This is a genomic window from Pedobacter sp. WC2501, assembly GCF_052682415.1.
Genome location: NZ_JBQZFI010000001.1, coordinates 3075809 through 3102193, shown reverse-complemented (window position 1 = coordinate 3102193; position 26385 = coordinate 3075809). Strand labels below are relative to the sequence as shown.

Here is a 26385-nt window from a genome sequence, read left to right as displayed (position 1 = left end):
CAATTAACTATTTATAACTTCTAACGGTAAGCTTTACGGTTTCAAAAATGAGGGGTTCTTTATGCAATTCCTGTTTCACGCCCTCCCCTTTCCATTCCCAGGCAGAAACGTAACAAAAATCCTCATCGTTGCGCACAGCTTCTCCATCAGCAGTTTGATATTCCTCCCTGAAATGGGCTCCACATGATTCTTCCCTTTGAAGGGCGTCATAACACATCAGTTCGCCCAGTTCCAGAAAATCGGCAACACGACCTGCTTTTTCCAACTCTGAATTCACCTGATCATCTCCAGTGATTTTCAATTCGTGATCGAAGGATTTTTTGAGTTTCCGAAGGTCTACAATAGCCTCTTCCAAACTCTGCCTGGTCCGGGATAGCCCGCATTTATCATAAAGCAGCTTACCAAGGGTTTTATGAAAGTGATCGGCGGAAAGATGTCCGTTGAGGTTTAAAAACCTGGAAAGCTGTTCCCTAACCAACTGCTCAGCTGCTGCAAATGCATGATGATCGGTTGTAATTATTTCAGACTTAAGTTCTCCCGAAAGGTAATTTGGAATGGTGTATGGGGCAATAAAATAGCCATCAACGCAGGACTGGAGCAAAGAATTGGCGCCCAACCTGTTAGCACCGTGATCGGAAAAATTGGCCTCCCCCAGGGCAAATAGTCCGGGAATAGTGGTCATGAGATCATAATCTACCCAGAGCCCGCCCATAGTGAAGTGTGCAGCGGGCGAAATCAGCATAGGTTCTTTATAGGCATCTACCCCGTTAATCTTATCGTACATCCTGAAAAGATTGCCATATTTTTCCTCAATCTTATCTTTGCCCTGTTCCTTTATTGCTTTTGAAAAATCAAGACAAACGGCATTTTTCATTGGCCCAACGCCACAACCGGCATCAATGCGCTCTTTAGCCGCCCTGGAGGAAATATCCCTTGGTGAAAGGTTACCAAAAGCTGGATAACGGCGTTCGAGATAATAATCGCGTTCGTCTTCCGGAATATCGTTCAGCACCCGATCATCACCAGCCTTTTTGGGTACCCAGATTCTCCCATCGTTCCGCAGCGATTCTGACATCAGCGTCAACTTAGACTGGGTTTCTCCAATCTGGGGCAAACAGGTTGGATGAAACTGGATCCAGCTCACTCCCGACATATAAGCACCCTTTTTATGGGCCCTCCAGATGGCAGAACTGTTGCAACCCATCGCCAGTGTAGAAAGATAATATACCTTTCCGTAGCCACCTGTAGCCAAAACTACAGCGTGGGCAGCATGGCGTTCAATCTCCCCGGTTTCGAGGTTGCGGGCAATAATGCCTCTGGCTTTTCCATCGATGAGAACAAGGTCAAGCATTTCATGGCGGGTATACGTTTTCACTTTCCCCTCAGCTACCTGCCTCATCAGCGCTTGATAGGCTCCAATCATGAGTTGTTGCCCGGTCTGCCCGCGCGCATAAAAAGTTCGTGAAACCTGTACGCCTCCAAAAGACCTGTTGCCCAGGTAACCGCCATACTCCCTGGCGAAAGGCACACCCTGCGCTACAGCCTGATCGATCAGGGCAAGTGAACATTCAGCGAGGCGGTAAACATTGGCTTCCCGCGAGCGGAAATCACCACCTTTAATCGTATCATAGAACATGCGGTAAACGCTATCGCCATCGTTTTTATAATTCTTCGCCGCATTTACCCCGCCCTGTGCAGCAACCGAATGTGCTCTTCGAGCCGAATCCTGGAAGCAAAAAGATTTTACATTGTAGCCCTGCTCAGCGAGCGTAGCCGCACAGGAGGAGCCAGCAAGACCTGTCCCCACAACAATAATGTCGAGTTTTTTGCGGTTTGCAGGGTTGATCAGTTTAGAACTGTCTTTATAATTTTTCCACTTATCAGCTAAATCGCCTGTTGGAATTCTTGGATCCATCATCAGAAATTGAGATTAAAATAAATGTAAATTGGAATCAGCATGAAGCCAAAAGTGATTGCGAGCGTATATATCCAACCGAAAACGCGGACTGCTTTTGCATATTTAGGATGATAAAGCCCCAGGGTACGAGTGGCACTGAAGAAACCGTGCAACAAATGAAATCCCAGAGCCAGAAAGGAGATTTCATAGATCAGTACATACCATCCCTGCTGAAACGAACTGACTACAATGGCATACAAATCCTTATTCCCTTTTGCATCCAATGGAAGGTTGCCAAACTTGTACACATACCAGTAATCCTTAAAATGGATGATCAAAAATAGGAGAATGATTGTTCCAAGTAACCCCATATTACGGCTGTTCCATGAACTTACCTTGCTTCTCCTATCATAAGCATACCTTATTCCGCTAGCTTTGAGGTTTTTCCTGGTGATCAGCAATGCATAAAGGGCATGTCCAATCAACGAAAGGTAAAGTATATAGGATATGATCTTAATCAGAATGTTCCCGGATAACAGGTGTGAATACCAGTTGAACTGTTCTCTGGCCTGCGATTCGGGCAATAACAGCTGTAGGTTTCCCAGCAGATGGATCACCAGAAAGAAGCACAGGAAAAGTCCTGTTGTGGCCATAACCAGTTTGTATATTAAAGTCGTTTGTTTCATATCGTGTATAAAATAATTTTGCTCCGAACCATCGCTACCAAAGACCTATCACCTTCCACCATACCCCGCCAACCAGAAACCAGACCAACAAAAACAGCACGCTCATAAAAAAGCCCTGTTTCCACCAGTCCTTAAGATCGACATAGGTGCTTCCAAAAAATATCGGTGCAGGGCCATGACCATAATGTGTCAGCGAACCCATCAACGATGCACAGGCACCTAAAAATATGGCCAGCATAGTTCCGGGTACACCAACGGCAATTCCGACGGCAAGAAATACCGAATACATAGCCGCTACCTGTGCAGTAGCGCTGGCAAACATATAGTGACAGTAAGAATATACCAGTATGATGACCGGAAAAGCCAGTTGCCAGCTCAAATGTGCCATTTGCCCGCCCACCAGGTGGCCGAACCAGCCGATGAAGCCAAGTGAATTCAGAAATGAGCCCATCATTACCAGGGAAGAAAACCAGACAATGGTATCCCATGCGCCTTTTTCAGATTTGACATCTTCCCAGGTCAATACCCCGCACAACAGCAGAATACAAAGACCGATCAGCGCGCCGGTTGTGGCATCTATGGCAAACAGGTTTCCAAATATCCAGAGCACCAGAAGAATAATAAAGGTTGCGACCATCAGCCATTCCTTTATCGTAATCGGTCCCATTTCCTTTAGCTGTTTGGCTGCTATGGCCGGCGCTTCTTTGGTTTCCTTAAGTTCTGGTGGAAACACTTTATAAAGAAAAAGCGGAACCAAAAGGAAACAGACCAATCCGGGAACCAGTGCTGCAATGGCCCAGCTTCCCCAGGTAATGGTGACACCGAGATCTTTTGCAAACTTTTGCGCCATCGGGTTACTGGCAGTTGCAGTCAGAAACATAACCGAGGTAATCATATTTGCATTGTAACTGCTTAAAGTTAAAAATGCACCGATCTTGCGATGTGTTTCTGGTTTTTCGGGAACCGAACCCATGTTCACTGCAATGGATTTCATGATCGGAAAGATCACACCCCCTGCTCTCGCGGTATTGCTTGGAATGGCCGGAGCCAATATCAGATCAGCCGTGTTCAGACCATAAGCCAGCCCTAATGGACTTTTACCAAAAATCCTGATAAAACTATAGGCGATCCTGGTACCAAGGCCCGTCTTGATAAAACCTCTTGCAATAAAAAAAGCAAGACCAATTAACCAGATGGTGGAATTACCAAAACCGCTTAATGCATTCTGAATGGATTTAACCGGATCGCCCGGCGCCAATACCTGGGTTCCTGCACATAGGGTAATGCCGATTATGGCCATTGTACCCATGGATGCAGCTTTAGAAATGATCCCCACAATGGTGGCAACAAAAATAGCCAGCAAATGCCAGGCATTCGGCTTAACCCCATCGGGTACAGGAATAAACCAGATGGCCACGCCAACCACAAGGGTGATAATAAGCGATTTAAAATTGATCTCTTTCATAATATTTTTTTAAAAGCGTATCTGTAACTGAACATAGCCAAGGCTATGGTTGTAATTTGTACTTAAGGGCACTTCTTTTTTGAACTTGTCTATAGCTACCCCAAGCTGAAGGGCAGCATAAAAATCATCGGCAAAAATCAGTGACACATTGGGGATAAGGGTCTGGCGTGGATTGCTGGCCAGTTTGTAATTTTCATCAAAATATTCGTACCTGCAGGAAAATTCCACCGCCCGCAATCTTTTGCTTTCATGGTTGTAACGGAGCGTTGGAAAAAAATAAAACCCCTGCATCTGATATTCTTCCAGATCAGGGCGGGCAATCTGTTTGTCGGCATTGTAGGCCATAAAGTTTGCTCCTTCCTTATATTCAGCCATTAAAAGCAGGTCGAATTTTTTGTTTAGTGCGATCTTGGCGGTAGCATCGGCTCCATAAGCTTTGCCAATACCACTGGAAGCTAAACTTCCCGAGCCTGCGTTAATGCCAATGGTAAAGTCTTTCATCAAATCGGCTTCCAGCCTGCCATATAAGTTCTTGGTGTTATTGTCATCGGCGGGCTGGTTTTTATTGTTTCCATTGTATGCCCCGGCAAAATACCTGAGTTTTCCTCCCGGAATCACGTTACCCAATACAGAAAGTCCGGTTTGAAAACTCTGCCAGCCGTTTTTTCCGAAAGCATAATATTGGTTGGAAAAGTCGAGTGTTCGGATAATATCTACTGCCACGGCATCTTCAATTCCGAAAAAAGGGCGGAACTGCCCCGCCTGAATGTGGAAATATTCATTAAGAGAATATTTGATGTAAGCATTTTCCAACACCTTGTTGGTCGGATCGCTATTAAACTCAGCCAGATTGGCCAGTATATTGGCCGAAAAATGATCATTAATATCACCCTTAACCATTACCCTGGCCCGCTTGATCATAAAGGTATTAGATATTGCCTTAGCCATTGCGGGATCATAGTTTTTGCCGTTAATGTCTACATCTTTATCCATAGAAAGCACATAACGCGTTTGCAACACACCCGCAAAGCTGAGTTTACGTTTATATGCAGAATAATTTTTCAGGGTGTCACTTAACCGGGTTTGGTCTTTTTGCTGTGCGGAAGCGAAAAGCATACTGAAGGCGAGGAACAGGATTAAATAAAATTGTTTCATAATTACTGTTTTGAGATTTTTATCAATGCGCTTACGCTTGGCTAATTGCGCCAATCATATCTTCCGGCCTTACCCATTCATCAAATTGTTGGCTGGTGACCAACCCAAGACTGATTGCGGCTTCCTTCAGAGACTTGTTTTCCTTTAATGCTGACTTTGCAATTTTTGCAGCATTGTCGTATCCGATATGCGGATTCAAAGCTGTTACAAGCATGAGAGAGGTTTCCAGGTGTTTTTTAATGCCGTCATAATTCGGGCTGATGCCCATTGCACAGTTTTCATTAAATGAACAGCAGGCATCGCCGATAAGCCGCGCGGACTGCAGAAAATTTGCGGCCATTACAGGCTTAAATACATTGAGCTGAAACTGCCCGCTGGATCCCGCAACAGTGATGGCCACATCATTGCCCATTACCTGGGCGGCAACCATCGTTACCGCTTCATTCTGTGTAGGGTTTACCTTACCGGGCATAATAGAGGAGCCGGGTTCATTTTCAGGGAGGTGCAACTCGCCGATACCACACCTTGGCCCAGAGGCCAGCATCCGAATGTTATTGGCAATATGCATCAGCGACACTGCGATCTGCTTTAATGCGCCGTGACTTTCTACCAGGGCATCATGAGCAGATAAAGCCTCAAATTTATTATCTGCCGTGCGGAAGGGAAAACCGGTAAATTCCGATATATATGCGGCAACGGCAACATCATATCCACCCGGCGTATTCATGCCAGTACCTACTGCGGTGCCCCCAAGTGCTATTTCAGAAAGATGGTCTAAGGTATGGTTAAGCGCCCTAAGCCCATGATCAAGCTGGGAAACATAACCGGAGATTTCCTGGCCGAGTGTTAAGGGGGTAGCATCCATCAGGTGGGTACGGCCAATTTTCACCACATCTTTGAACTCCTCAGATTTAACATGAAGTGTATCCCTTAACTTTTCAATGCCGGGTATGGTCACATCGACCAGTATTTTATAGGCAGCAATGTGCATTGCCGTTGGGAAAGTATCGTTAGAAGACTGGGATTTATTTACATCGTCATTTGGGTGAACAAACAGCTCACCTTTGCCCATTTCATTTCCCTGCAATACATGGATTCGGTTGGAGATTACCTCATTGGCATTCATATTGGACTGAGTTCCGGAACCGGTTTGCCAGATCACAAGCGGAAATTCTCCGTAAAGCTTACCATCAGTAATCTCATCGCACACCTTTGCAATCAGATCTCGTTTTTCAGTTGAAAGTACATTTAAATCTTTATTGGCATATGCCGCAGCTTTTTTCAGATAACCAAAAGCTTCAATAATCTCTCCGGGCATAGATGCTTCCGGACCAATCTTAAAATTATTTCGTGAACGTTCGGTCTGGGCGCCCCAGTAACGGTTCAGCGGGACCTGAACATCGCCCATACTGTCATGCGCTTTTCTTAATGCTGGAATTTGATTGATTACTGGTTGAGTAGGCATATGGCTTGATTTAAGATATGCTGTAAAAGTGACCAGGATAATACGAGCCTACCATGATGGCAGTCACGGGGAAGAGTGATGTGAATCAAGAAAATTACAGAAGAAATATAGCTATCATTAAATCTTTCCGGTTCACCATCTCCATTCCAGAGGACATCACGTACATAAAACATCACTGAACCGGTTACAATTGGATAATTGCCATACGAGCTGACTGTTTTGCTGCTACCTGTTTACAATAAATTCTATAAAAATAGCTTACCTAAAGGGGGCTGGGCTAAATGACAAGGCACCAAAGTAAAGATGATGTTCATCACCCACCTTAGATAATTATGAGTACCTTGCCCTTTACGTGACGTAAGTGCGCCCATCTTGCAGGACGAAACGAATTGCAATTCACGTGTTTGCCTAAGGGTATTATTTATCTGTAATCACTTATCTTTCCCCAATAATCATCAAAATGAGCAAAAAAATACTGATTATTGAAGATCATGAGGCGATTCGTGAAAGTATAGCAGAGATACTTAAGATGGCAAATTACACCGTTTTTGAGGCCAAAAATGGTAAGATAGGGGTCGATATGGCCCTTAATGAACTCCCGGATATTATTTTGTGTGACATTATGATGCCCGAACTGGATGGATACGGGGTACTTTATATACTGAACAAACATGCCGAAACTTTAGGAATCCCTTTTATTTTTCTCACCGCCAAGGCCGAACACACGGATCTGCGAAAGGGAATGGAACTGGGCGCAGATGATTATCTTATCAAACCCTTTGACGACATGGAACTCCTGAATGCAATTGACATTAGAATAAGAAAAAAGGAAGCGCAGGATAAGGTCCTCCATACCGTTTCTGACGAGTTCAGGATATTGGTATCTCATACCGATGGACTCTCGGAATTTTACAAATTAATCGAAGGCAAAACAAAAAGACGATTCAAAAAAGGACAGGTAATTTATTATGAGGGAGATTTTGGAAAAGGTCTTTATCTGGTACATAGCGGAAAGGTAAAGACAATAAAACTCGCGCAGGACGGCCGGGAGCTGATGACAGGTATGCATGTTTCAGGCTCTTACATTGGGATAAATGCCATTTTGAGTGGTACCGCTTATACCGATACCTCAACCGCTGTTGAAGATAGCGAGATCTGCTTCATCCCGTTAGATCAGATGGAAATTTTACTCCTTCAATATCCGAAAGTGGCCAGGCAGTTTATCAACTTCCTATCGAGTGATAACCAGGAAAAAGAGGAGCAGCTACTCCAGCTGGCTTATCAATCGGTACGTAAAAAAATGGCCGGTGCCATCTTAAGGTTATATCACCAAAATATACCAGAGCAAAACTCGTTTATCGTTTCAAGGGAAGACCTTGCCGCTATGGCCTGCATGGCCACAGAAACAGTTAGCAGAACCCTCTCTGATTTTAAGGAGGAGAAACTAATCGACCGGATTGGAGCAAACATAACCGTACTAAACCTTGAAGGGTTATTGAAAATGAAAAATTAAAACCTAATGGAAAAAGTTGAAAGGATAATTATTTGGGCAGTAACATTAGGCTGAGGCGTGTGATGTAAACTCAAACCCGTGTCTGCAATATATAAGATTTTACCATCGTACTTTACAATCCACAGATACGCTACCTGTAAAAAAATTATCGTACCCAAAAAAGCTACGTACAGATGTAAGAATAAGTTATTTGATGATTTTACCGTACACTATCCCAGGTAGGGCTGTAGTTAAAGATAATTCTTGAACCCCGCCAATAAATTTTTGTGCCCATCGCCCATCTGACCGATTGAATGCGCTCAGGCATTACGACGATAGCTGCTTGGACTTTGGCCACAATGTTTCTTAAAAAATTTACTGAATACGAACTGGTCACTGAAGTTCAATGATTCAGCGATATGTGCGATCGGCAACCCGGACTCATTTAATAATACCTTTGCCTCGACAATGAGCATTTCATCGATTAGTTCTCCCGCGGTTTTACCCGTAAGCCCACGTGTAGCAGTAGTCAGGTATTTTGGGGTGATATTTAGCATGTCAGCATAAGCCTGTACACTTCTTTCCTCTTTAAATTTCTTCATAACAAGCTTAAGGAATTGATGAACCACATATTCCTTCCGGCTGCCAGGTACCACGTATGGCTGGGCCTCTGATTGATACAATGCACCAACCTCGAAAATAAGCGCTGAAAAAAGGTGCCGCAAGATCTCCTCCGCATAAAACCTATTTGCTCGCGTGTCCTTCATCTTTAGCGCTAGTACGGAGAGTTGAGCCTTGAACAAGTCGACCTGATCTTCGCTGAGCCTGGACACCGGGCTAATGATACCAGTCAGGTAATCATAAGCCTCTGCGGTCTTCGACGGGATGGCTGAGTTTAATAAGTAGTCATTTGAGAATAGTAGATTGGTCGCTTTACAATCTGGGGTAACCGTACCAAAGTGACGGATGGTATTGGTCGTAAACAATACAAGATCATTTTTTCTCAGCGTGTATTCCAGCAGATTGATCTTTACATTCACCTCTCCATCAGTGATCAGGTGAATCGAATTATGATCGGCACGATATGGCGACATAAAGGATGTATCCATTTCCTGCGAATCGGTATCAAAAACGTACAGGCTCTTAAATTTGGTATTGATATCCAGCCGGGACTTTAGAAAATCAACTGTCAGTTCCTCAATACGTTTTTTCTTATTTTTCATGATTACCAATAAGCCTATAACCCAGGCGTTTTTCCTATTTGCTGCAGGTTAACATAAGATAACAATATTTATCATACCACCTGAAATACTACATCAATATGGGAAGGAAATCTGAACATATTTCGGCCGTATCTGGCCATGTTTCTAAGCATTCACAGTCCCTAGATTTGTATTGTAAACAAAAGCCATTTAGTCAAAAATAACAATTAAAATTATGACACAGCAAATCAATTACAGCAATGAACTTTCCGGAAAGATCGCCCTTGTAACAGGAGGCACCAAAGGTGCCGGCAAAGCAATTGCAGAACGTTTAAAGGCCGCTGGTGCCACAGTGATCATTACGGCGAGGAACAAAGCCGAACAACCAGATCCTGAACTTTATTTTGTTTCTGCTGACCTGAGCAGATCAGAAGATGCGGAAAAAGTAATCAGCGAGGTACTGTCAACCTATGGCAGGCTGGATATCCTGGTAAACAACCTTGGCAGTTCAACAACACCAGCCGGTGGGTTTTCAGCATTGAGTAATGAAGATTGGATATCGACCCTGCAAACTAATCTACTTGCGCCAGTGAGACTTGATAAGGGATTTTTACCACAGATGATCGATCGTAAAGATGGTGTTATCATTCACATCGCTTCCATCCAGGGCAAATTGCCACTATACGATTCCACATTGCCCTATGCAGCTTCAAAAGCAGCCCTGATCAATTACAGTAAAAGTTTATCAAATGAGGTTACGCCAAAAGGTGTACGTGTGCTAACCGTTTCGCCGGGATGGATAAATACTACAGCATCGGAAGCCTGGCTGGGTGAGATTGCCAGAAATTCAAATAGCACTATAGAGCAGGCTCAGCAAAGTGTTATGGATGCATTGGGAGGAATACCTTTCGGCAGGCCGGCCCAACCAGAGGAAGTGGCCGAATTGGTCGGCTTTCTGGTCTCGCCAAGAGCCAATTACCTAACAGGAACAAACTTCGTCATCGATGGCGGAACGGTACCAACTATTTAACCACTTAAACATATCATCATGGAATTACCACAAGTAGTATCGCGTTTCATAGAAACGCAGCATAATTGCGATAGCAAGGCTTTCGCGGATTGTTTCACCGAATCTGCCATCGTTCATGACGAGGGGAAAACCCATAATGGCAAACAAGAAATTCATCAATGGATCCAGCATGCAATGGATGCGTACAAATCTGAACTGGAACCGCTCAAATATGAACAGACCGGGTCAAGCGGTGTACTGACAGCAAATGTTTCGGGCACCTTTCCGGGAAGTCCGGTAAAGCTGAATTTCAATTTTGGCTTTAAGGCTAACCTTATCGATTCCCTAAATGTGACTGAATAATATTTTGGCCATATATATGGCACGATGACACACAACATCAGAAAACCGCCTATCTTAGATGCGGCGGTTTTGTTTCCCTATGCTATTATTTGGTGATATTGTGATTATTAACTTTAGAACTAATTGAACTGGTCGAAAAAAAACCTTCGTAAAGTGCAATTAACTCAAAAACAGTCCACCCTCTTTGATAAAGCGGTTATATTTCCCCTAATTATCAGTTGTAATTCTCTTTTTATGGTTTGTACCCCATTGCACCAGGGCCGTGATGATATCCTTTAAAGATTCACTATATTCAGTGGACAGGTACTCCACTATAACCGGAAACCGGTCGGCCAGCACTTTCCTTTCCACCAGTTGATTTATTTCTAATTTCTTCAATTATACCGATAGCATTTTTGCAGAAATTCCTTTTACCGTTCGCTGCAGTTCATTAAATCTTGTATTGCACAATGGGCTGGTTCTATGGGTTTAAACTACACATCGTAATCAATGACAAGGGAGAGATATTAAATTTTGCCATCACCCAGGCCAATGTGGACGATAGGGAACCACTGAAGAACGAAAGCTTTTTAAAAGCTGTGTTCGGAAGCTTTTCGCCGACAAAGGGCATATATCTGAACAACTAGTCAAAACACTGTTCGTCAGCGATATACATCTGGTTACCAGTATCAGGAACAATATAAAAAATAGCCTGATGACCATGAACGACAAAATTATGCTCCGTAAAAGATCTGTGATAGAAACCGTTAATGATGAGCTTAAAAACATATGCCAGATAGAACATTCAAGACATAGGTCATTTGCTAATTTTATCTCAAATATTATCGCTGTCCTAATCGCATACCCATTCTTTCCTAAAAAACCCGCTATTAATTATCAAACCAAACAATCATCACAGATTTTCGCGTTTTGATTAATCGAACTCAGGTTGTTAATAAAACTATTGCCAAATCATAAGATCATGGTAGAGGCCCAACCCATTTTTCCTTCACCAACGAGCGTTGTAGATGCCAAATGGATAGACAAGCAGATGCGACAAAAGGGTATCCGCATCAAACAGATTGCCTTTGAGATAGGAATCGACCGTGAGGATATTTCTAACTGGGTAACAGGTAAGCGTTCAATAGGACAGATCGTAAAGGCGATGTTTTACTTTTCTAGATAGATCTGGGATGTTAATCTTGACAGCAGATTATTTTTTCATGATGTACTTTAAATTATCAAAGAGACGTTGGATCAATCTGCGATCATTTGTAATGATCTCTGCTGATCCTTTTGCCTCAGCCTTAAAATCAAGCTCTGTTCCATAATTGGTTTTTAGCTGTTTGGGAAAATCAACCAATACCATATAAGTGTCTATATCTGATTTTTCGGTTTTGATAGTGCTGGTTGTTAAAGATATTGAATTAATCCGGCCAGTAATTGAACCATACTCCATGTAAGGATAATTATCCAGCTTAACAATTACTTCCTGACCCTCCTTAATTTTACCACTTCCCTGAGCTGGCAGAATAACTTGCCCGAATACTCGCGCTGCTGTCGGCACTATAGTGAATACCTGTTCTCCTGATTGTATAAACTGGTTCTCATTATAGAATTTTAGAAATTGAACCTTACCATCAAAAGAAGCCCTAAAAACGTACTTCTGCTCCCAGCTTTTTATATTATCATCCAGATCATTATAAGCAGAAATTAAAGAAATTCTCAGTTCTTTTTCTTTTTCTGGTTTCTGTATACCGAGCTCCTGTAGTTTACTTTCTGTTTGCTGGACCGCCTGTTGGGCATTAATTAAATTGTTAACGGCATTTTGCAGGCCATCTTTACTGGAAAGATAACTCATCTGGGTTTTATCAAGTTCTGATTCGCTAATCACTTTTTTTGTAAATAGTGTAGAATCCCGGCTGTAAAATTTATGAGCATACCATAAAGTGTTTTTAGCCATCTCAACACGCTTGGATGTGGTGGCTATCGCATTTACCTGCTCATTAAGCAATAATTTATAATTTTTAGCTTCTTTATCCAAAAGCCTATCCTGTTTATAATTGACAAACTCCTGCAAACTATTTGCAAATGCATAGTATTTGGTATTAAGTTCACCCAATGAAAAGTTGCGGGGTAATTTCCCCTTAATTTTTAATATCTTATCTGTGTTGGGGTTATAAAGTTTAAGTAAACTATCAATATAAATAACACTCCTTGGATTAGTTGGATTGTCTATGTATGCCAGTATCTGTCCTTCTTTGACGTTATCCATTGACTTAATTCCGTTAATTTTTAATTTCCCGTTACTGCCTGCAATGAGTTTTAAAGGAGAGTTTTTCGTATTTATACTAATTTCTCCCTTCACAATATCCGGATAACGTATAAACCAGCCAAAAACAAACAACAATATAAACAGAAGTGTAACAATTGCCGAAACGCGGAATCCGAAACCAGTTGGCATCCGTTCTATAATATGTTGCACCTCTTCACTCCTCTCAGTTTGGACTGCCTGAATTAATTTAGAATTTTCCATACTAACTGAAATTAACTATTGGGTAATGTGACTATGGTTTCGGCAGCTGCCGCCGTACTGAGATCAAGCTGGGACTGTACAAGTTGATGGTATCTGCCTTTTTTTTCCATTAAGGTATGGTGGTTGCCGATTTCTACTATCATACCATTTTGCATTACAACAATTTGATGGGCTTTACGGATAGTACTGAGTCGATGGGCTACAACGATAACAGTTTTATCTTTAAAAACATCATCTAAACCGGCTGTAATTTTTTGTTCATTAATGGTGTCAAGAGAATTTGTTGCCTCATCAAAAAACAGATAATCCGGATTTTTGTATAAAGCCCTCGCAATTAATATTCTTTGCTTTTGTCCCCCACTTAAACCACGCCCCTGCTCGCCCATTACGGTTTGATATCCTAAAGGCAGCTGTTCTATTTCCTGGCCAATATTGGCAGTATTTAACGCCTTTTTTAGTTTTTCATAATCTATCGTTTCATCATCCAGAACAATATTATTTAGTATTGTATCATTGAATATTTTTCCATCCTGCATTACCGCCCCACACTTATCCCGCCATTGACGTAAACTCACATTATTGATGTTCATCTCCCCAATCCGGATTTCACCATAACTGGGTTTATACAAACGTAGCAACAGCTTCAATAAGGTTGATTTACCACTTCCGCTATCACCAACAATAGCAGTAACCTTACCCTGAGGAATAATAAGCCTGATCCCCTGCAGCACTAACTTTCCGTTTGGTGTATATTGAAAAGCGACATTATTGATTATTAGACTTTTATTATCAGGCAGCTCGATACTGTTCTGACCGACATTTTCATGTTCATCTTCCAGCTGGTGGATTTCGTTAAGTCTTAAAAAGCTGATTTTTGCAAACTGAAAGGAAATAATAAACTGGATAAACTGTACGACCGGTGCATTTAACATTCCGATAATAAACTGGATAGAAATCATGACACCAAAAGTGATGTCTCCGCTAATCACTGCCCTTGCACAGTAAAAGGTAATAAAAAGATTTTTTAAGCTGTCAATAAACTGTGCGCCTGAGTTTTGGGTATTTGTTATATTAAGCACCCTTAGATTTACCTTATACAAACGGGCCTGTATATTTTCCCATTTCCAACGCTTTTGTTTTTCGTAGTTATTAATCTTGATATCCTGTATGGCCGAAATAGTTTCTACCCAATAACTTTGATTTTGCGAAACAAGTTCAAAATATTCCCAGTCCAGTTTTTTTCTAATGTTTAAAAAAGCCATAACCCAGCCTACGTATATCGTACTTCCTGCTAAAAAAATATAGAAGATTATAGGATTATAAATAAACATAATCACACCAAAGACGATAAATGTAAGCGAAGAAAAAAGCATACTTAAGGAGTTGTTCATGATGAAAGACCGGATCCTTTCATTATCCTGTGCACGCTGCAGAATATCACCTGTCATCTTGTTCTCGAAAAATGTAATGGGCAAGCGCATCAATTTAATGAGGTAATCAGATATCAACGCAATGTTTACCCTTGAGGTGATATGCAATAAAATCCAATCGCGCACTATATTACTGAGTAAAACACTTACAATAATGGCTATATTGGCCACCAGTACAATATTTATAAAATCTATATCCTGCGTCTGAATGCCGACGTCTATTACCGATTTACTGATGAAGGGTAAGAGTCCCTGCAAAATGGTGACCAGTAACATCACTACAAAAAGATTAATAAAACTCTTTTTATAAGGCCGGAAATAGCCTATAAAATTTTCCAGTGTTTTTTTTCGGTTCAATTTTTCTTCACCGTTTCTCTCGTAGAATTCTGCCTGAGGCTCAATGGCCATTAATACCCCTTTTTTTGTACCAGCCTTTATCCATTTGGAAGCAAATTTGGCCATATCATATTTGATATGGCCTTTGGCAGGATCAGATACTAAAACAAATCTTTTACTTTCAGAGTGCTTTCTAACAGCATAAACAACAACAAAATGGCTATTGTTCCAATGAATGATGGCCGGTAACGGAACTTTATCAAGCAAATCCTCTAAAGTACACTTTAATGACAAGGTACGTAGTCCAATGGCTTCACCTGCATGGCTGATATCATCGAATGACACCCCCTCTTTTGTTACACCACATTTATCCCTTAAATATTGTAAAGAATAAAATTTACCGTAGTGTTTTGCAATCATCTTTAAACAGGCCGGACCACAGTCCATCATATCTAATTGCCTTTCGGTTGGAAATGAGCGTAAATTCATCTTAGATTAATTATTTAGCCAAATTATAATGTTTCCGGTTTATAATACATACCTGTATTTTTCCTTCATGATTTCTTCATAATTCTTATAGACATTTAATTCCGGATATCCTCACCTATTTTTTTTCAACTCAAACTAAAAAAAATGAAAAAACAAAAATTAAACTTTGACCAGTTGGCAGATGAAATCGAACTGCTTAACAAAGAAAATGTTCTTGCTATTAAGGGTGGCTTTGCACAGATGGAGGATGAAGTTACCTATGACGGGGGAACGCTCAATGAGGTAACCATCACAGCGAGTGGAGGTGGAAGCTCCTATGACGGCTTTCCATCTAATTATGGATTCTACGGAGGGTTCGGTGGTGGAATTGACTATGGAAGTGGATATCTGAGCGGAGGAGACTTTTCATCTGGCGGTGGGGGCGGCGGTGGAGGCACTGGATCTACAACCACAACATCCTACACAGGTGCTCAGACACATACTGACTTATTTCTTTTTAACCTCACCAATACTTTACAACAGGGGGTCTTATCTGGTACTGAAGGTGAATCAATGACGGTAAACCATAATGTTATAGATGGCCATTATGATGGTTTTGATATTACTAAAGGTCCATTAACTGTTTCGTTTGGTGTAAAAGGCAGCTTATCGTTAGGCATAGGAATTGGTAATACGATTTACTCCATTACACCTGGCGGGTTTAATAATAACGCAGCTATTACAACCGTAACAAATAATGGAGGGGCCATTACGACATCTGTAACAGAATTTGATATAAACTCAATCAATTCGATTTCATCGGCACTAGCCGCATACGGAACCCAGGAATTGGTACCAGCTTTCGAAGCGGCCTTGGAATCCTTCACCAACCTCGGAGAAAACGTTGGTATTCCTTTATGAAAATTAAAAAAAGATATTTTCTAGGCGTATTTGTTTTTACATTTTTAATCTTCAGTGTATTCACATTCATTAAGACCCACAGAATTACAAATGCTTTGATTCTTCCAAAGAAAACAGATACTTATACCGATATTTTCCTAAAGTCAAAATCAGATTTAATTAAATCTGATTTGACATATTTTAGTAAAAACAGGTTACCGGTAGCAACATTCAATTACGACGAAAAATTTAAAATAATCATATCCAAGTTCAATATTTCTGATAAATCTAAAATTGATGAACTGGTTAAAATAAATTTAGGCAGGTCACGCCTTGCATTTGGTATTACCTACAATTCAATTCTATTATTAAATCAATTTAATTTTGAATTAAACACTGAAAGTAAAATGCAAAAGTGTAACCAGATTGACCTGGCCATATTTGGAGATTCTATAACCAAGACGCGTATAAATGATGATGCCCTCGACTATTACTTAACTTTAGACCATTTGTCGATAAAATTAAATGGAGAAAAGGATCCTGAAATATTTGTAAGTAAAAAACAAAAAGCAGTTCCGTCAGAAATATTATTTTTTAAAAAACAAAATAATCTTTTTGTCGTAGTGATGATACCAAATACCAATGATTATGAAGTAAAGCCTAAATCTCTTCTTAATTTATTTATACACTCAAATGAAAATTAACATAAAAACATATCTTTTCGTGATTATTTTGATTTCAATTTTTATAAGTTGTACTGTTAAAACAACAACAACTGACAATGTTGAAGACAAAAATAAAGCTGAAGCTATATCCGGGAAATTTTATAATGCCTTAAAAAAGCAGCAATATCCGAATACCATTAGTCTGTTTAGCTCAAAATTTTTTCATGTATTAAGCAGGGAAACATTACTAAAAAACTATACTAAAATTGCAAACGAACAAGGAACTGTAGTTAGTTCCGACTTAATTGAATGGCACACAAAAACCGTAAGTAACGATGAAAGCAAGAATGTATATACGTTGACTTTCAATGTTAAAAGAACACTGAATAAAACCATAGAAACGCTGACTTTTTATATGGAAAACAATACTTTAAAAATAGTGAATTACGATATAAAATATAGTTTGAATAAGTAAGCGGAAAATTTGGCAGCATTCATGAAATAGGCTTTTCTGACCGTCTATCTTAGATGCGGCGGTTTTCTTTCACTATGCTATTATCGGGTGATATTGTGATTATTAACTATCCAAATTATTTTTAACAAAATATGAAAGAGGCTGATTTTTGGCTGATTTAGAGCATGTTTAAATTTCTATAACAAATATAATAGCCCTTTTCTGTCACACTGAGGGATAATTTATTGTATAAAATCAATATAAATGACAGATTTTTAGTGAATTATAGGCTGCGAGAAATCGTCATTCCCAACCTGATTGGGAACCACGGAGTGCTCATGAATGCCTTTGAAAACGAGGTAAACTCATGAATAATCGTAATGCAAGTGCTTTAAGATTCCCGCCTGCGCGGGAATGACGGCCGTGCTAATGGATTCTGTCAATTGTAGCGTAGACGAAGTGTTTTATTAATGCGTTGAAATAGTCATCGACTACGCTCAGACTGACATACGAATTAAATTTTATTTAATTTTAAACAGGCTCTTAGATATTTAAATAAAGGTTTAACACTACCATTGAGTATATTAATATGTATCAAGCGAAATACTATAGTCTTCGCAATATATGTTCTGGTCAAAAGCGTTCAAACAATCTGCTAATCCTCCCTTAATTGCAAAAGCCCTTAGATTATGCTATCCTCACTTTCTCAAGGTTTCTACTTTAACGCAACATCCATTTTGGTCAAAATTTTATCAACCGCCTCTTTTATGTCAATTCCAGACCTCTCGGCCAACACAATTAACCACCAAATATTTTCAGCAAGTTTATGTTCCAGTTCTGTCTCAGAACCGGCTTTGGGCCAGCGCTGCTGTTGCGACATAATGTTGCGTCCAACCAGTCCGGCATCAGTAAGGTAGGCCAAAGCATCTTCTTCCACTGTCCACTCACTTCCGTGATGCAGCAGCTCTAGTTCATGGTACTTTTTTCTGATTTCCAGCGATCTGTGGATAATCTCGTCAAAATTTTCTTTACTCATTAACATATCATTTAGTGAATTAAATTGGCGCTAACAAAAGAGATTTTACCGTTTTCAAATTTGAATTCAAATGTTCCTCCAATTTTACCTTCCGTAAAATCACCAGAAAACTGAACTTCCAAATGTGCATTTTGTTGATCTGTTATATTGAGCGCTACCTGATCTGTATGGGTATTGTACCCTATAAAGTAGTCATCAAAATATTGCTGAATTCCTTTATGCCCTTTAAACTTTCTACCTACCGATGGATCATCTAAAATAGCAGCAGGTAAATAAAAACTTAAATATTTTTCTGTGTTGAATGTATTGCTGGCTGCAATCCATTCCGTGATAAAAGTTTGTATGTCCATTTTTTCTTTTTTACCACATCACTATGATTGTTTACTCTTTCAATCTAATCAGCAAACTCTTTTTATAATCTGACGGAGAAAAGGAGGTCTTATTTTTAAATAACTTATTGAATGACTGCGGGTGCTCAAAGCCTAAATGATATGCGATCTCGGCAATGCTAAGTTCATTTTTCGCAAGATATTCCTTTGCTTTTTCTACCACCTTTTCGTGGATGAATTGCTGGGTATTTAATCCGACAAGATTTCGCAACAGATCGCTCAAATATCTTGGCGTTACCTTTAGATTTTCAGCCAAAGTGTTCACATCAGGAAGCCCTTTGATTAAAGAACGTTCTCCTTTGAAATAGTCATCCAATTGCTGTTCCAATCCGGTAAGAAGGTCATTACTTAAAGTCTTCCTGGTGAGAAACTGCCGGTCATAAAAGCGATTGGCATAATTGAGCAGCAACTCGATTTGCGAAATGATCACATCCTGGCTGAATTTATCAATACGCTCATTCAGCTCATCCTGTATAAACCTGTAAATGCTCAGGATGGTTGCTTTTTCTTTTTCCGAAAGATATAGCGCCTCTGCGGCAGAATAACTAAAAAAACCATATTGTTTAATCCCAGAGTTTAGCGGATAGGATCTTAAGAAATCCGGATGGATATGGAGCGTCATCCCGCTGTAGTCCGCTTCCTCATCCTGCATTTTCAAAAGCTGTCCGGGGGCGATGAACGACATTCCGCCTTCTTCAAAATCGTAGTATCCCTGACCATATTTCAGTTTCCCTGAAAAACTCGTCTTGAAAGAGATTTTGTAAAAATTCAGGATGATGCCATGCTCAAAATCCATTGGATCAAACTTTGCATCTCCATAATTCATAACGCTGATTAGCGGATGGGATGGAGCCGCCTGCCCCATCGCCTTATGCAACTGGGAAAGCGAATCGAATAAGACAGGATGTTTTCTCATTGTACAAATTTAGTTAATTCATCAGAAGCCACTCCCCTGTCAATCCATTAGAAACGAAATGGCCATATCTATTAAAATATGAACTGGAAACGAATTTTTTCGAATTGTCCTTCCGGAGTTAATTCAAGGCGCTCTTGATATAAACCGTTGGCATCATTTCCGGCAATATATCTCAGCTGTTCTCTATTGTCTGTAGCTGCATCATAAATGATTTTGGCTACGTCTTCTGCTTTTGTGTAATTGGCAATCTGCTCTTCGCTATAACCTTCACTAACCTTAGCCACCAATTGAGCATAAGCTTCGTGCATTCCAGCCTGTAGAGATCTTCCTGCAAAGTTAGTTTGCATTCCACCCGGAGCCACTACTTTCACCGAAATTCCAAATTGTGCCAATTCATAAGCCAAACCTTCTGAAAAACCATCAACAGCGAATTTGGTAGCATTATAAATGGAGCAGGTTGGGTATCCCATTAGGCCAAATGTACTGGTAATATTGATGAACATTCCACTCTTTCTTTCTCTAAAATATGGGATGAATGCTCTTGTAACATTGATCACGCCAAATAAATTCGTCTGTACCTGAATCTGGATTTGCTCATCTGTGAAGGCTTCCAGCGGACCAATTAACCCATAACCGGCGTTGTTTAATACTACGTCAACAGAATGGGACTTCAAAACCTCTGATATCGTATTCTTGATTTTTTCCGAATCAGTAACATCCAATTGAACTATGGTTACATTTGGAAGTTCCTTCAATTCATTTTCCTTTTCGGGATCGCGTATTGTTGCGATTACATGCCAGCCATTTGCATGAAATAATTTGGCTGTTGATTTGCCCAGCCCGGATGAGGCTCCGGTAATGAAAATTGTCTTTTGCATAATTCTTTGTTTAGATTGAACTATACAAAAGTGGGCATTGCATAAACACTGAAATTAGTCTAAAACGAATTATGGTAAGTCAAAATGACGTTTTAGATTTAAAGCTGTAACGGGTGTTAAAAATAATCTGCTATTTCCACTTTACCAAACTGAAAATTAAGCCAAATTACAAAGCCTATAAATACATTTTTCCCTTTGAAATCAGATAATTTAATCAAATTTCTTCTGTGTTTTGCGGCCCTAAATCAGGTGCATTTCGTCCAATTTCTATAGATCTTACAAACAACAGTCCGGCATTAAAACCTTTGCTTAATAATATTGTTGTACCTTCATATCGTTCCAGAACACATTAATTTTTACGAACTGCAACAATATGTTCTCAGACCAAATGAATAAACGCGCTCATGGCGAAAGAAATTAAAGCGATCAAGTGTCCTCAATGCGGTAGCACTGCCAAAACTGAAATCAAGCCCGACGTTTACCGTTGCGTAAACTGCCAAACGGAATATTACCTGGACGATGATGACATCACTGTAAATTATAACCACAACCATAACTACAGCTACGCAAACGCCAATCCCGCTTTGGGTGCTCAAAAAACGAAGCTTATCATTGCCATAGCCGCAATTGTGTTTGTTATCATAACAATTTCCATTTTGGCTGGTCTGTTATCCAAATCCGCTCCGATAGTCAACAATTCCCTGCCTGTCGGAAATACAGAGCCGCAAAAAGAATATTTATCCAGCAAAACGAAAACTTTTTTACCTGCACAGCCCGACGTGGAACACCCGATTGCCATTAGCCTGGTAAACCGAACCTACGTAGCGGAAAAAGACAAAACAAAAGATGGCTATTACCTCGAATTCTATGACTTAGCAACCAAAAAGCAGCTTGCCGCACAAAGCCTGGTCGCTTCCGAATACAATGGTTCGCAAATAGATATCAAAGTATTTTCAGATCATAACAGCTATCTGATTATGGATGGGGAACTGTATAAAGTGAACCCGGCAAAATATGAGCTTGAAAACGTGACCAAAAGCTTTTTTGGTGGCTACAGGGAACTACAAACAGGTATTGCCACCCTATCTTTTGTATATGATGATTTTGGAGATGGATTGATTGTCATGACAAATGATGGCAGAAAATTTTATCTCTATCCTTTGGTAAAGAAAATCTATAAAGAGGATGATTTTTACGACGCACAAGCTGGCTTTAATACGTTGTTGCCAAATGCAAAAGAAAATACCCTCTACCTTTTTACAGGCAAGAGCAACGATTACCCCGATGAAAAACAGCAGCTGCTAAAAGTGCGGTACAAAGATAATGGCGCTGCACCCAAAGACTTACTGGATAATGTGTCGTGGGGACAAGACTATAGAGGTTCTGGAATGTTTACGGAGAGAGATCCCTATGAAAAAGTACTCGTTAGTAATTTCCAGATCAAAAAAAGCAGGGTGCTTAATTGGAAGGACATTACACCGGGCAGGTACTACTTCAACCCTGAGGTACTGTATGGAAATGGTGACGATCTGCTTATCCAGTTCAAGGCCGATGCCAATCCCAAAAGTAGTTACCGCTTGCAGAAAATTGATACCCAGACAGGGCAACCGATATGGACATCATCAATTAACGGACAGATCATTAAAGAGGTTTCGCGCTTTAGAAGCGGCTATGTGGCATTATCCAGAACCGATAGCGTATTTGTGGTAGATTTTAAAGGCAATATTGCGAAATAATGGGATACCGTGAAAATAACAGCGTCCAATTTGGAAACTCTTGTGAAGTGGAAACACTCGCCATAAAATACCACACCCAAGGCAAACGGTTACATCACGTTTTACTAATTTTGGTAACAACAATAATCGCCTTATCCCTTTCATGTCGCCCGGACAACAATAAACAGCCCGGCAATGTTAAAACCGACAGTGAAATCACCGAAATCAAGAAAGATGCATACATCAGCGGAAGTATAGGAACCTTAGAACTGATCGCTCCGCTAACCAACAAGCCGATGCTGATAAAAGTTGAATGGAGAAAATATGAGGACGAAAAAGCAGGCCCCATAACGGATACGAAATATCTTGTCTTTTACGATCCCCTGGAAAAAACGGTAGTTAAGGAAATCAAATTAGGAGCCAATAAGGGTTTTACCCAAACTACAATGCTTCGTACATTTTCAAATCATCGCACCTACCTCATCTCCGCTCAGGAAATTTACGAACTGGATACAGAGGCACTCGAAGTTAAAATGGTAAACAAAGAAATGTTTGCAGGTATAACACAAGCCCAAAACGGTTTGGAGTCGCTCAAATTTACGGAAGATGGCGATGGGCTTGAACTGGTAACCAGCGAAGAGGAAACAATCTATTACTTCCCGATTATCAATAAAACCTACACCGCTGAAAAATATGAAAAGGCTTCTCATGGCTTTAATACACTATTACCAGGTGCCAAAAACGTTACCTATCACCACTTTACGCAAGACAAAAACGAATATTCGGGCTATAAGCTCCAGTTGCTGAAAATTAAGTACCTCGACAACGGAGCCGGCCCGAAGACTTTTCAGAAATTTTTTCTCTGGACCAAAAGTTATGTAACAGGCCAGGGTTATGTGATTTGTATGGTGATCCCGGATCTCAAAGAATACAGACGCATCACCAGCTTTAAAGACCTCACCCCAGGCAGAAACTATTATAAACCAATGGTGGTTTATGAAGATGGAGAAGTCCTCCTGATCAGGTTTAAAGCAAACGCAACTGATGATGCTCCGTATAAACTGCAGAGGTTGAACATAAATACGGGCGAAGTAATCTGGACCGCAGCACTTGCCCATGGCGAAAACATTAAAAAACTATATCGATACAAGAATGGATATTATGCCTTTACAGATAATGGCATAGATTTATTCGACCTCGACGGAACAAGCATTGATCATTTTAAAAACCAATAAATATGGGATTAGGAGATTTTTTCAGAAAACAATTAAATACGGTTATAGAATGGGAAAACCAGCAGCCAGGACTGCTATTTTACAAATTCCCTGTACCGACTTCAGAGATAAAAGATGATAGTAAACTTATCGTTTCACCCGGTCAGGGTTGTATCCTGGTTTACGAAGGGAAGGTAACCGGACTGTTAGACAAAGAAGGAATCTACAATATTGAAACAGACAACATCCCTTTTCTAACCAGCCTATTCAAATACATGCAGCTTTTTGAAAGCGAGCATAAAGCCCATATCTACTTTTACAGAAAGGCAGATGTAGTAAACCAGGCATGGGGTACAGCGTCGCCCATAAAATATGTCGATGCAAAATATAAATTTCCAGTCGAACTGGGCATGTATGGAAATTATTCCCTACGCATTGCAGATCCCCTTTCCTTCTTCAATGAAATTTTAGGATCACAGGATGCGTATACCGCAGATGATTTGAAGGCATTGCTAATGTCACGCATGCCACAGGCACTCACATCGCTCCTGGCACAACTTAAACTCAGCTACATAGACATCGATTCCCAACTGGATACCATCTCTGCGGGTTTAAGGGAAAAGTTGAATGTAGAATTCCAGTCGTTAGGACTGGAACTAAAAGATTTTAAAATCCAGGGTACAACGTTCGACCAGCAGACGAGGGACCGAATCGGTAGGATTGCTGACATTACAGCCGAAAGCAGTGCCGCTGCCGAAGGCGGACTGAGCTATGTTGAACTGGAAAAACTTCGTGCGCTCAGAGACGCTGCACGCAATGAAGGCGGACTCGCAGGTGCCGGATTGCAACTGGGATTTGGCATGGAGATGGGAAAGGTGCTTGATAATAAAAAAGAAGAACTTACCTCCTTTCGCACCGGTACAGACCCAATCGAATACCTCAAAAAACTGAAGCTACTTCTTGATGAAAATATCCTTACTCAACAGGAATTCGACCAAAAGAAGAAAGAAATTTTGGATCGCATCTAGAAACCCTGAAATCTGATCTTAAAGCTACAATCATGAAATTATCAATCATAAATAAATTACAACAATCTAAAGTGAAGATCGCATTGGGCTTACTCATCCTTTGCTCATCTTTAACAACACAAGCTCAAAATGGCACTTATGAAAAAAAAGCCGCAAACGGGGCTTATGGCATTATTTCTTTTCAAAAAAATGGCGATAAGGTAACAGCAGAAATTTTTAGCTGGTGGAATACCAAATCGGCTCAAATGGGCAGCTATAGTGGTAAAGGAACATTACAGAAGAACAGGGTTGTTCTACAAAGTGATGAAAACGATCCAGGCTGTGTCGTTACACTAAATCTTGTTCAAGGCAAAATTAAGGCTTCGTTTAATAACTGCAATACCGATCACCTTACTACAGACTTTGATGGCCTCTACAATAAAATTACCAATGCTGTAGCTGGCGAATATATTGTTAAAGTACCTAAGGCCTATTTTTATCGAAAACCAGATGCAGGAAGCAAACTTAAAACCTACGTACTAAAAGGCGATAAAGTTAGGTTAGATATCGATAGAATTGGCGCCAGCACACAAAATTGGCTATTTGTATATTTTGTGGGTAAGGATGGCAAAGAAACAGCCGGGTATATCCCTATTTCTAATCTTAGCCTAACGGACTGACGTGATAACAATGATATTTGAAGTCAAATACGTCCGCGAACCATTATCGTCATTTCGACCGCAGTGGAGAAATCTTTTAAATTTGATTTCAATAAATAGTACAAAGATCTCTCCACTTCGCGTTGCTCCGGTCGAGATGACAACCTTTTTTGGGAGTCTATCAATGGTAGCGGAGTCGATTGCTTTTTTAATGCGTTGAAATGGTCTTCGACTACTACCATTGACGTTATTTTACAAATAATTATTAATCAGCATTTTAACTACTTTCGCATTTCCATCCAGCTAGGCCATAGCACGGTATCCCCGTTCTACTTAAATCCGGCCTAACAAATTTTTCGGGCTCCACTGACAAAGCCATCCCACTGGCTTCGAAAGAAAACGGCGAAGCCCTCATGAATGCAACTGAAAGTTATAAACAACAAATGAATAAATTTTCAGCCGGTGTTTTTTGTTTTTTCACATGCCTTTATCTTTTCAACTGTGTTCAAGCTAGCTTCGCTGGTCTTTTTGACACCAAAAAGAAAGAGCCCTTCGGCGGCGGCGAGCCGAGGCAAGATCGTGGTGTATGGCAAAAGACATTAATCCACCTTTTTTGATAAACGGATCCATTTCTCCTAATTATCAGTTGTAATTCTCTTTTTATGGTTTGTACCCCATTGCGCCAGGGCAGTGATGATATCCTTTAAAGATTCACTATATTCAGTGGGCAGGTATTCCACTATAACCGGAAACTGGTCGGCCAGCACTTTTCTCTCCACCAGTTGATTTATTTCTAGTTTCTTTAATTCTACTGACAGCATTTTTGCAGAAATTCCTTTTACCGTTCGTTGCAGTTCATTAAATCTTGTATTGCCACCTAAAACCCCGATCATCACCCTAATGGTCCACCTACCGCCAAGAACATAAAGGGCATCCTCAGTTGCTGATATACGATTTGTACATTGCACTGGTGTGTATTCTAATTTACTTGTTGCCATAGTTTCTATATAATCAAAACTAACCCAAAGGTTACTACTTACCTTTGGTATACTACTATACTTTAGTTAGC

General features: G+C 40.5%; 25 protein-coding genes and 1 pseudogene. 12 read left to right on the top strand and 14 right to left on the bottom strand.

Annotation, left to right across the window (positions count from 1 at the left end):
- Window positions 1-7: 7 nt before the first annotated feature.
- From ACUN24_RS13330 to fumC, 5 genes are read right to left on the bottom strand one after another with little or no spacing between them, the layout of a single operon-like run.
- Entirely contained in the window at window positions 8-1918 is a 1911-nt protein-coding gene (locus ACUN24_RS13330; RefSeq protein WP_445562917.1) for a fumarate reductase/succinate dehydrogenase flavoprotein subunit, read from the bottom strand.
- Window positions 1918-2583 (bottom strand): succinate dehydrogenase cytochrome b subunit, encoded by a 666-nt coding sequence (locus ACUN24_RS13325; protein ID WP_445562916.1) that lies wholly within the window; start codon window positions 2581-2583, stop codon window positions 1918-1920. The genes ACUN24_RS13330 and ACUN24_RS13325 overlap by 1 nt, the downstream gene beginning before the upstream one ends.
- Window positions 2584-2617: 34 nt before the next feature.
- Window positions 2618-4048, bottom strand: a complete 1431-nt coding sequence (locus tag ACUN24_RS13320) for an anion permease (RefSeq protein ID WP_138823015.1) — start codon at window positions 4046-4048, stop codon at window positions 2618-2620.
- Window positions 4049-4057: 9 nt separating this feature from the next.
- Entirely contained in the window at window positions 4058-5203 is a 1146-nt protein-coding gene (locus ACUN24_RS13315) for a porin (protein ID WP_445562915.1), read from the bottom strand.
- 31 nt (window positions 5204-5234) lie between these two features.
- Complete coding sequence (gene fumC / locus ACUN24_RS13310) at window positions 5235-6668, bottom strand: class II fumarate hydratase (RefSeq protein ID WP_445562914.1); 1434 nt, start codon at window positions 6666-6668, stop codon at window positions 5235-5237.
- Window positions 6669-7128: 460 nt separating this feature from the next.
- On the opposite strand from fumC, the gene ACUN24_RS13305 reads away from it, so the two are divergent.
- On the top strand, window positions 7129-8181 hold the full coding sequence (locus ACUN24_RS13305) for a response regulator (RefSeq protein ID WP_445562913.1): 1053 nt from the start codon (window positions 7129-7131) through the stop codon (window positions 8179-8181).
- A 299-nt stretch (window positions 8182-8480) separates the two neighbouring features.
- Here the strand turns inward: ACUN24_RS13305 and ACUN24_RS13300 are convergent, their stop codons facing one another.
- Window positions 8481-9383: a helix-turn-helix domain-containing protein gene (locus ACUN24_RS13300; protein WP_445562912.1), complete on the bottom strand. Its 903-nt coding sequence runs from the start codon at window positions 9381-9383 to the stop codon at window positions 8481-8483.
- Between the two features lie 214 nt (window positions 9384-9597).
- Here ACUN24_RS13300 and ACUN24_RS13295 point away from each other — a divergent pair, with 214 nt between their 5' ends.
- Together ACUN24_RS13295 and ACUN24_RS13290 are read left to right on the top strand one after the other, a co-directional pair.
- Window positions 9598-10392: an SDR family oxidoreductase gene (locus tag ACUN24_RS13295; protein WP_445562911.1), complete on the top strand. Its 795-nt coding sequence runs from the start codon at window positions 9598-9600 to the stop codon at window positions 10390-10392.
- 18 nt (window positions 10393-10410) lie between these two features.
- Window positions 10411-10734: a nuclear transport factor 2 family protein gene (locus ACUN24_RS13290; RefSeq protein ID WP_445562910.1), complete on the top strand. Its 324-nt coding sequence runs from the start codon at window positions 10411-10413 to the stop codon at window positions 10732-10734.
- Between the two features lie 207 nt (window positions 10735-10941).
- Here ACUN24_RS13290 and ACUN24_RS13285 read toward each other — a convergent pair whose 3' ends face one another.
- On the bottom strand, window positions 10942-11112 hold the full coding sequence (locus ACUN24_RS13285; protein ID WP_445562909.1) for a winged helix-turn-helix transcriptional regulator: 171 nt from the start codon (window positions 11110-11112) through the stop codon (window positions 10942-10944).
- A 71-nt stretch (window positions 11113-11183) separates the two neighbouring features.
- Between ACUN24_RS13285 and ACUN24_RS13280 the strand changes: the two are divergent.
- Window positions 11184-11647 (top strand): annotated as a pseudogene (locus ACUN24_RS13280) (IS982 family transposase).
- 48 nt (window positions 11648-11695) lie between these two features.
- The gene (locus tag ACUN24_RS13275) at window positions 11696-11899 is read left to right on the top strand and encodes a helix-turn-helix domain-containing protein (protein ID WP_445562908.1); all 204 of its coding nucleotides are present in this window, start codon (window positions 11696-11698) and stop codon (window positions 11897-11899) included.
- Window positions 11900-11926: 27 nt separating this feature from the next.
- Here the strand turns inward: ACUN24_RS13275 and ACUN24_RS13270 are convergent, their stop codons facing one another.
- Together ACUN24_RS13270 and ACUN24_RS13265 are read right to left on the bottom strand one after the other, a co-directional pair.
- Complete coding sequence (locus tag ACUN24_RS13270) at window positions 11927-13249, bottom strand: HlyD family secretion protein (RefSeq protein WP_445562907.1); 1323 nt, start codon at window positions 13247-13249, stop codon at window positions 11927-11929.
- An 11-nt stretch (window positions 13250-13260) separates the two neighbouring features.
- On the bottom strand, window positions 13261-15504 hold the full coding sequence (locus ACUN24_RS13265) for a peptidase domain-containing ABC transporter (protein ID WP_445562906.1): 2244 nt from the start codon (window positions 15502-15504) through the stop codon (window positions 13261-13263).
- A gap of 144 nt (window positions 15505-15648) precedes the next feature.
- Between ACUN24_RS13265 and ACUN24_RS13260 the strand changes: the two genes are divergently transcribed.
- The 3 genes from ACUN24_RS13260 to ACUN24_RS13250 are packed head-to-tail and all read left to right on the top strand — an operon-like array spanning window position 15649 to window position 17523.
- Complete coding sequence (locus ACUN24_RS13260) at window positions 15649-16404, top strand: hypothetical protein (protein WP_445562905.1); 756 nt, start codon at window positions 15649-15651, stop codon at window positions 16402-16404.
- Entirely contained in the window at window positions 16401-17087 is a 687-nt protein-coding gene (locus tag ACUN24_RS13255) for a hypothetical protein (protein WP_445562904.1), read from the top strand. The genes ACUN24_RS13260 and ACUN24_RS13255 overlap by 4 nt, the downstream gene beginning before the upstream one ends.
- Window positions 17077-17523, top strand: coding sequence for a hypothetical protein (locus ACUN24_RS13250; RefSeq protein ID WP_445562903.1), 447 nt, complete (start codon window positions 17077-17079; stop codon window positions 17521-17523). Before ACUN24_RS13255 ends, ACUN24_RS13250 begins: the two co-directional genes overlap by 11 nt.
- A 694-nt stretch (window positions 17524-18217) precedes the next feature.
- Here the strand turns inward: ACUN24_RS13250 and ACUN24_RS13245 are convergent.
- From ACUN24_RS13245 to ACUN24_RS13230, 4 genes are all read right to left on the bottom strand, one after another.
- Window positions 18218-18538: a MazG-like protein gene (locus tag ACUN24_RS13245; RefSeq protein ID WP_445562902.1), complete on the bottom strand. Its 321-nt coding sequence runs from the start codon at window positions 18536-18538 to the stop codon at window positions 18218-18220.
- An 11-nt stretch (window positions 18539-18549) separates the two neighbouring features.
- On the bottom strand, window positions 18550-18888 hold the full coding sequence (locus tag ACUN24_RS13240; protein ID WP_445562901.1) for a nuclear transport factor 2 family protein: 339 nt from the start codon (window positions 18886-18888) through the stop codon (window positions 18550-18552).
- Between the two features lie 31 nt (window positions 18889-18919).
- Entirely contained in the window at window positions 18920-19843 is a 924-nt protein-coding gene (locus ACUN24_RS13235) for a helix-turn-helix domain-containing protein (RefSeq protein WP_445562900.1), read from the bottom strand.
- 71 nt (window positions 19844-19914) lie between these two features.
- Window positions 19915-20721, bottom strand: coding sequence for an SDR family oxidoreductase (locus tag ACUN24_RS13230; RefSeq protein WP_445562899.1), 807 nt, complete (start codon window positions 20719-20721; stop codon window positions 19915-19917).
- Window positions 20722-21125: 404 nt separating this feature from the next.
- Between ACUN24_RS13230 and ACUN24_RS13225 the strand changes: the two genes are divergently transcribed.
- The 4 genes from ACUN24_RS13225 to ACUN24_RS13210 are packed head-to-tail and all read left to right on the top strand — an operon-like array spanning window position 21126 to window position 25337.
- Window positions 21126-22457, top strand: coding sequence for a hypothetical protein (locus ACUN24_RS13225; protein ID WP_445562898.1), 1332 nt, complete (start codon window positions 21126-21128; stop codon window positions 22455-22457).
- Window positions 22457-23671, top strand: coding sequence for a hypothetical protein (locus ACUN24_RS13220; RefSeq protein ID WP_445562897.1), 1215 nt, complete (start codon window positions 22457-22459; stop codon window positions 23669-23671). Before ACUN24_RS13225 ends, ACUN24_RS13220 begins: the two co-directional genes overlap by 1 nt.
- 2 nt (window positions 23672-23673) lie before the next feature.
- The gene (locus ACUN24_RS13215) at window positions 23674-24678 is read left to right on the top strand and encodes an SPFH domain-containing protein (RefSeq protein ID WP_445562896.1); all 1005 of its coding nucleotides are present in this window, start codon (window positions 23674-23676) and stop codon (window positions 24676-24678) included.
- A 32-nt stretch (window positions 24679-24710) separates the two neighbouring features.
- Window positions 24711-25337 carry a hypothetical protein gene (locus ACUN24_RS13210; RefSeq protein ID WP_445562895.1) on the top strand — a complete coding sequence of 209 codons (627 nt, stop codon included), beginning with the start codon at window positions 24711-24713 and terminating at the stop codon, window positions 25335-25337.
- 614 nt (window positions 25338-25951) lie between these two features.
- Here ACUN24_RS13210 and ACUN24_RS13205 read toward each other — a convergent pair.
- Complete coding sequence (locus tag ACUN24_RS13205; protein ID WP_138822958.1) at window positions 25952-26314, bottom strand: winged helix-turn-helix transcriptional regulator; 363 nt, start codon at window positions 26312-26314, stop codon at window positions 25952-25954.
- Between the last annotated feature and the right edge of the window lie 71 nt (window positions 26315-26385).

Coding starts and splice junctions, on each gene's coding strand:
- ACUN24_RS13270 (WP_445562907.1), bottom strand. CDS start 13,249: ATGGAAAATTCTAAATTAATTCAGGCAGTCCAAACTGAGAGGAGTGAA.
- ACUN24_RS13205 (WP_138822958.1), bottom strand. CDS start 26,314: ATGGCAACAAGTAAATTAGAATACACACCAGTGCAATGTACAAATCGT.
- ACUN24_RS13300 (WP_445562912.1), bottom strand. CDS start 9,383: ATGAAAAATAAGAAAAAACGTATTGAGGAACTGACAGTTGATTTTCTA.
- ACUN24_RS13295 (WP_445562911.1), top strand. CDS start 9,598: ATGACACAGCAAATCAATTACAGCAATGAACTTTCCGGAAAGATCGCC.
- ACUN24_RS13225 (WP_445562898.1), top strand. CDS start 21,126: ATGGCGAAAGAAATTAAAGCGATCAAGTGTCCTCAATGCGGTAGCACT.
- ACUN24_RS13290 (WP_445562910.1), top strand. CDS start 10,411: ATGGAATTACCACAAGTAGTATCGCGTTTCATAGAAACGCAGCATAAT.
- ACUN24_RS13215 (WP_445562896.1), top strand. CDS start 23,674: ATGGGATTAGGAGATTTTTTCAGAAAACAATTAAATACGGTTATAGAA.
- ACUN24_RS13240 (WP_445562901.1), bottom strand. CDS start 18,888: ATGGACATACAAACTTTTATCACGGAATGGATTGCAGCCAGCAATACA.
- ACUN24_RS13325 (WP_445562916.1), bottom strand. CDS start 2,583: ATGAAACAAACGACTTTAATATACAAACTGGTTATGGCCACAACAGGA.
- ACUN24_RS13250 (WP_445562903.1), top strand. CDS start 17,077: ATGAAAATTAACATAAAAACATATCTTTTCGTGATTATTTTGATTTCA.
- ACUN24_RS13315 (WP_445562915.1), bottom strand. CDS start 5,203: ATGAAACAATTTTATTTAATCCTGTTCCTCGCCTTCAGTATGCTTTTC.
- ACUN24_RS13245 (WP_445562902.1), bottom strand. CDS start 18,538: ATGAGTAAAGAAAATTTTGACGAGATTATCCACAGATCGCTGGAAATC.
- ACUN24_RS13230 (WP_445562899.1), bottom strand. CDS start 20,721: ATGCAAAAGACAATTTTCATTACCGGAGCCTCATCCGGGCTGGGCAAA.
- ACUN24_RS13265 (WP_445562906.1), bottom strand. CDS start 15,504: ATGAATTTACGCTCATTTCCAACCGAAAGGCAATTAGATATGATGGAC.
- ACUN24_RS13235 (WP_445562900.1), bottom strand. CDS start 19,843: ATGAGAAAACATCCTGTCTTATTCGATTCGCTTTCCCAGTTGCATAAG.
- fumC (WP_445562914.1), bottom strand. CDS start 6,668: ATGCCTACTCAACCAGTAATCAATCAAATTCCAGCATTAAGAAAAGCG.
- ACUN24_RS13220 (WP_445562897.1), top strand. CDS start 22,457: ATGGGATACCGTGAAAATAACAGCGTCCAATTTGGAAACTCTTGTGAA.
- ACUN24_RS13210 (WP_445562895.1), top strand. CDS start 24,711: ATGAAATTATCAATCATAAATAAATTACAACAATCTAAAGTGAAGATC.
- ACUN24_RS13255 (WP_445562904.1), top strand. CDS start 16,401: ATGAAAATTAAAAAAAGATATTTTCTAGGCGTATTTGTTTTTACATTT.
- ACUN24_RS13305 (WP_445562913.1), top strand. CDS start 7,129: ATGAGCAAAAAAATACTGATTATTGAAGATCATGAGGCGATTCGTGAA.
- ACUN24_RS13330 (WP_445562917.1), bottom strand. CDS start 1,918: ATGATGGATCCAAGAATTCCAACAGGCGATTTAGCTGATAAGTGGAAA.
- ACUN24_RS13275 (WP_445562908.1), top strand. CDS start 11,696: ATGGTAGAGGCCCAACCCATTTTTCCTTCACCAACGAGCGTTGTAGAT.
- ACUN24_RS13260 (WP_445562905.1), top strand. CDS start 15,649: ATGAAAAAACAAAAATTAAACTTTGACCAGTTGGCAGATGAAATCGAA.
- ACUN24_RS13320 (WP_138823015.1), bottom strand. CDS start 4,048: ATGAAAGAGATCAATTTTAAATCGCTTATTATCACCCTTGTGGTTGGC.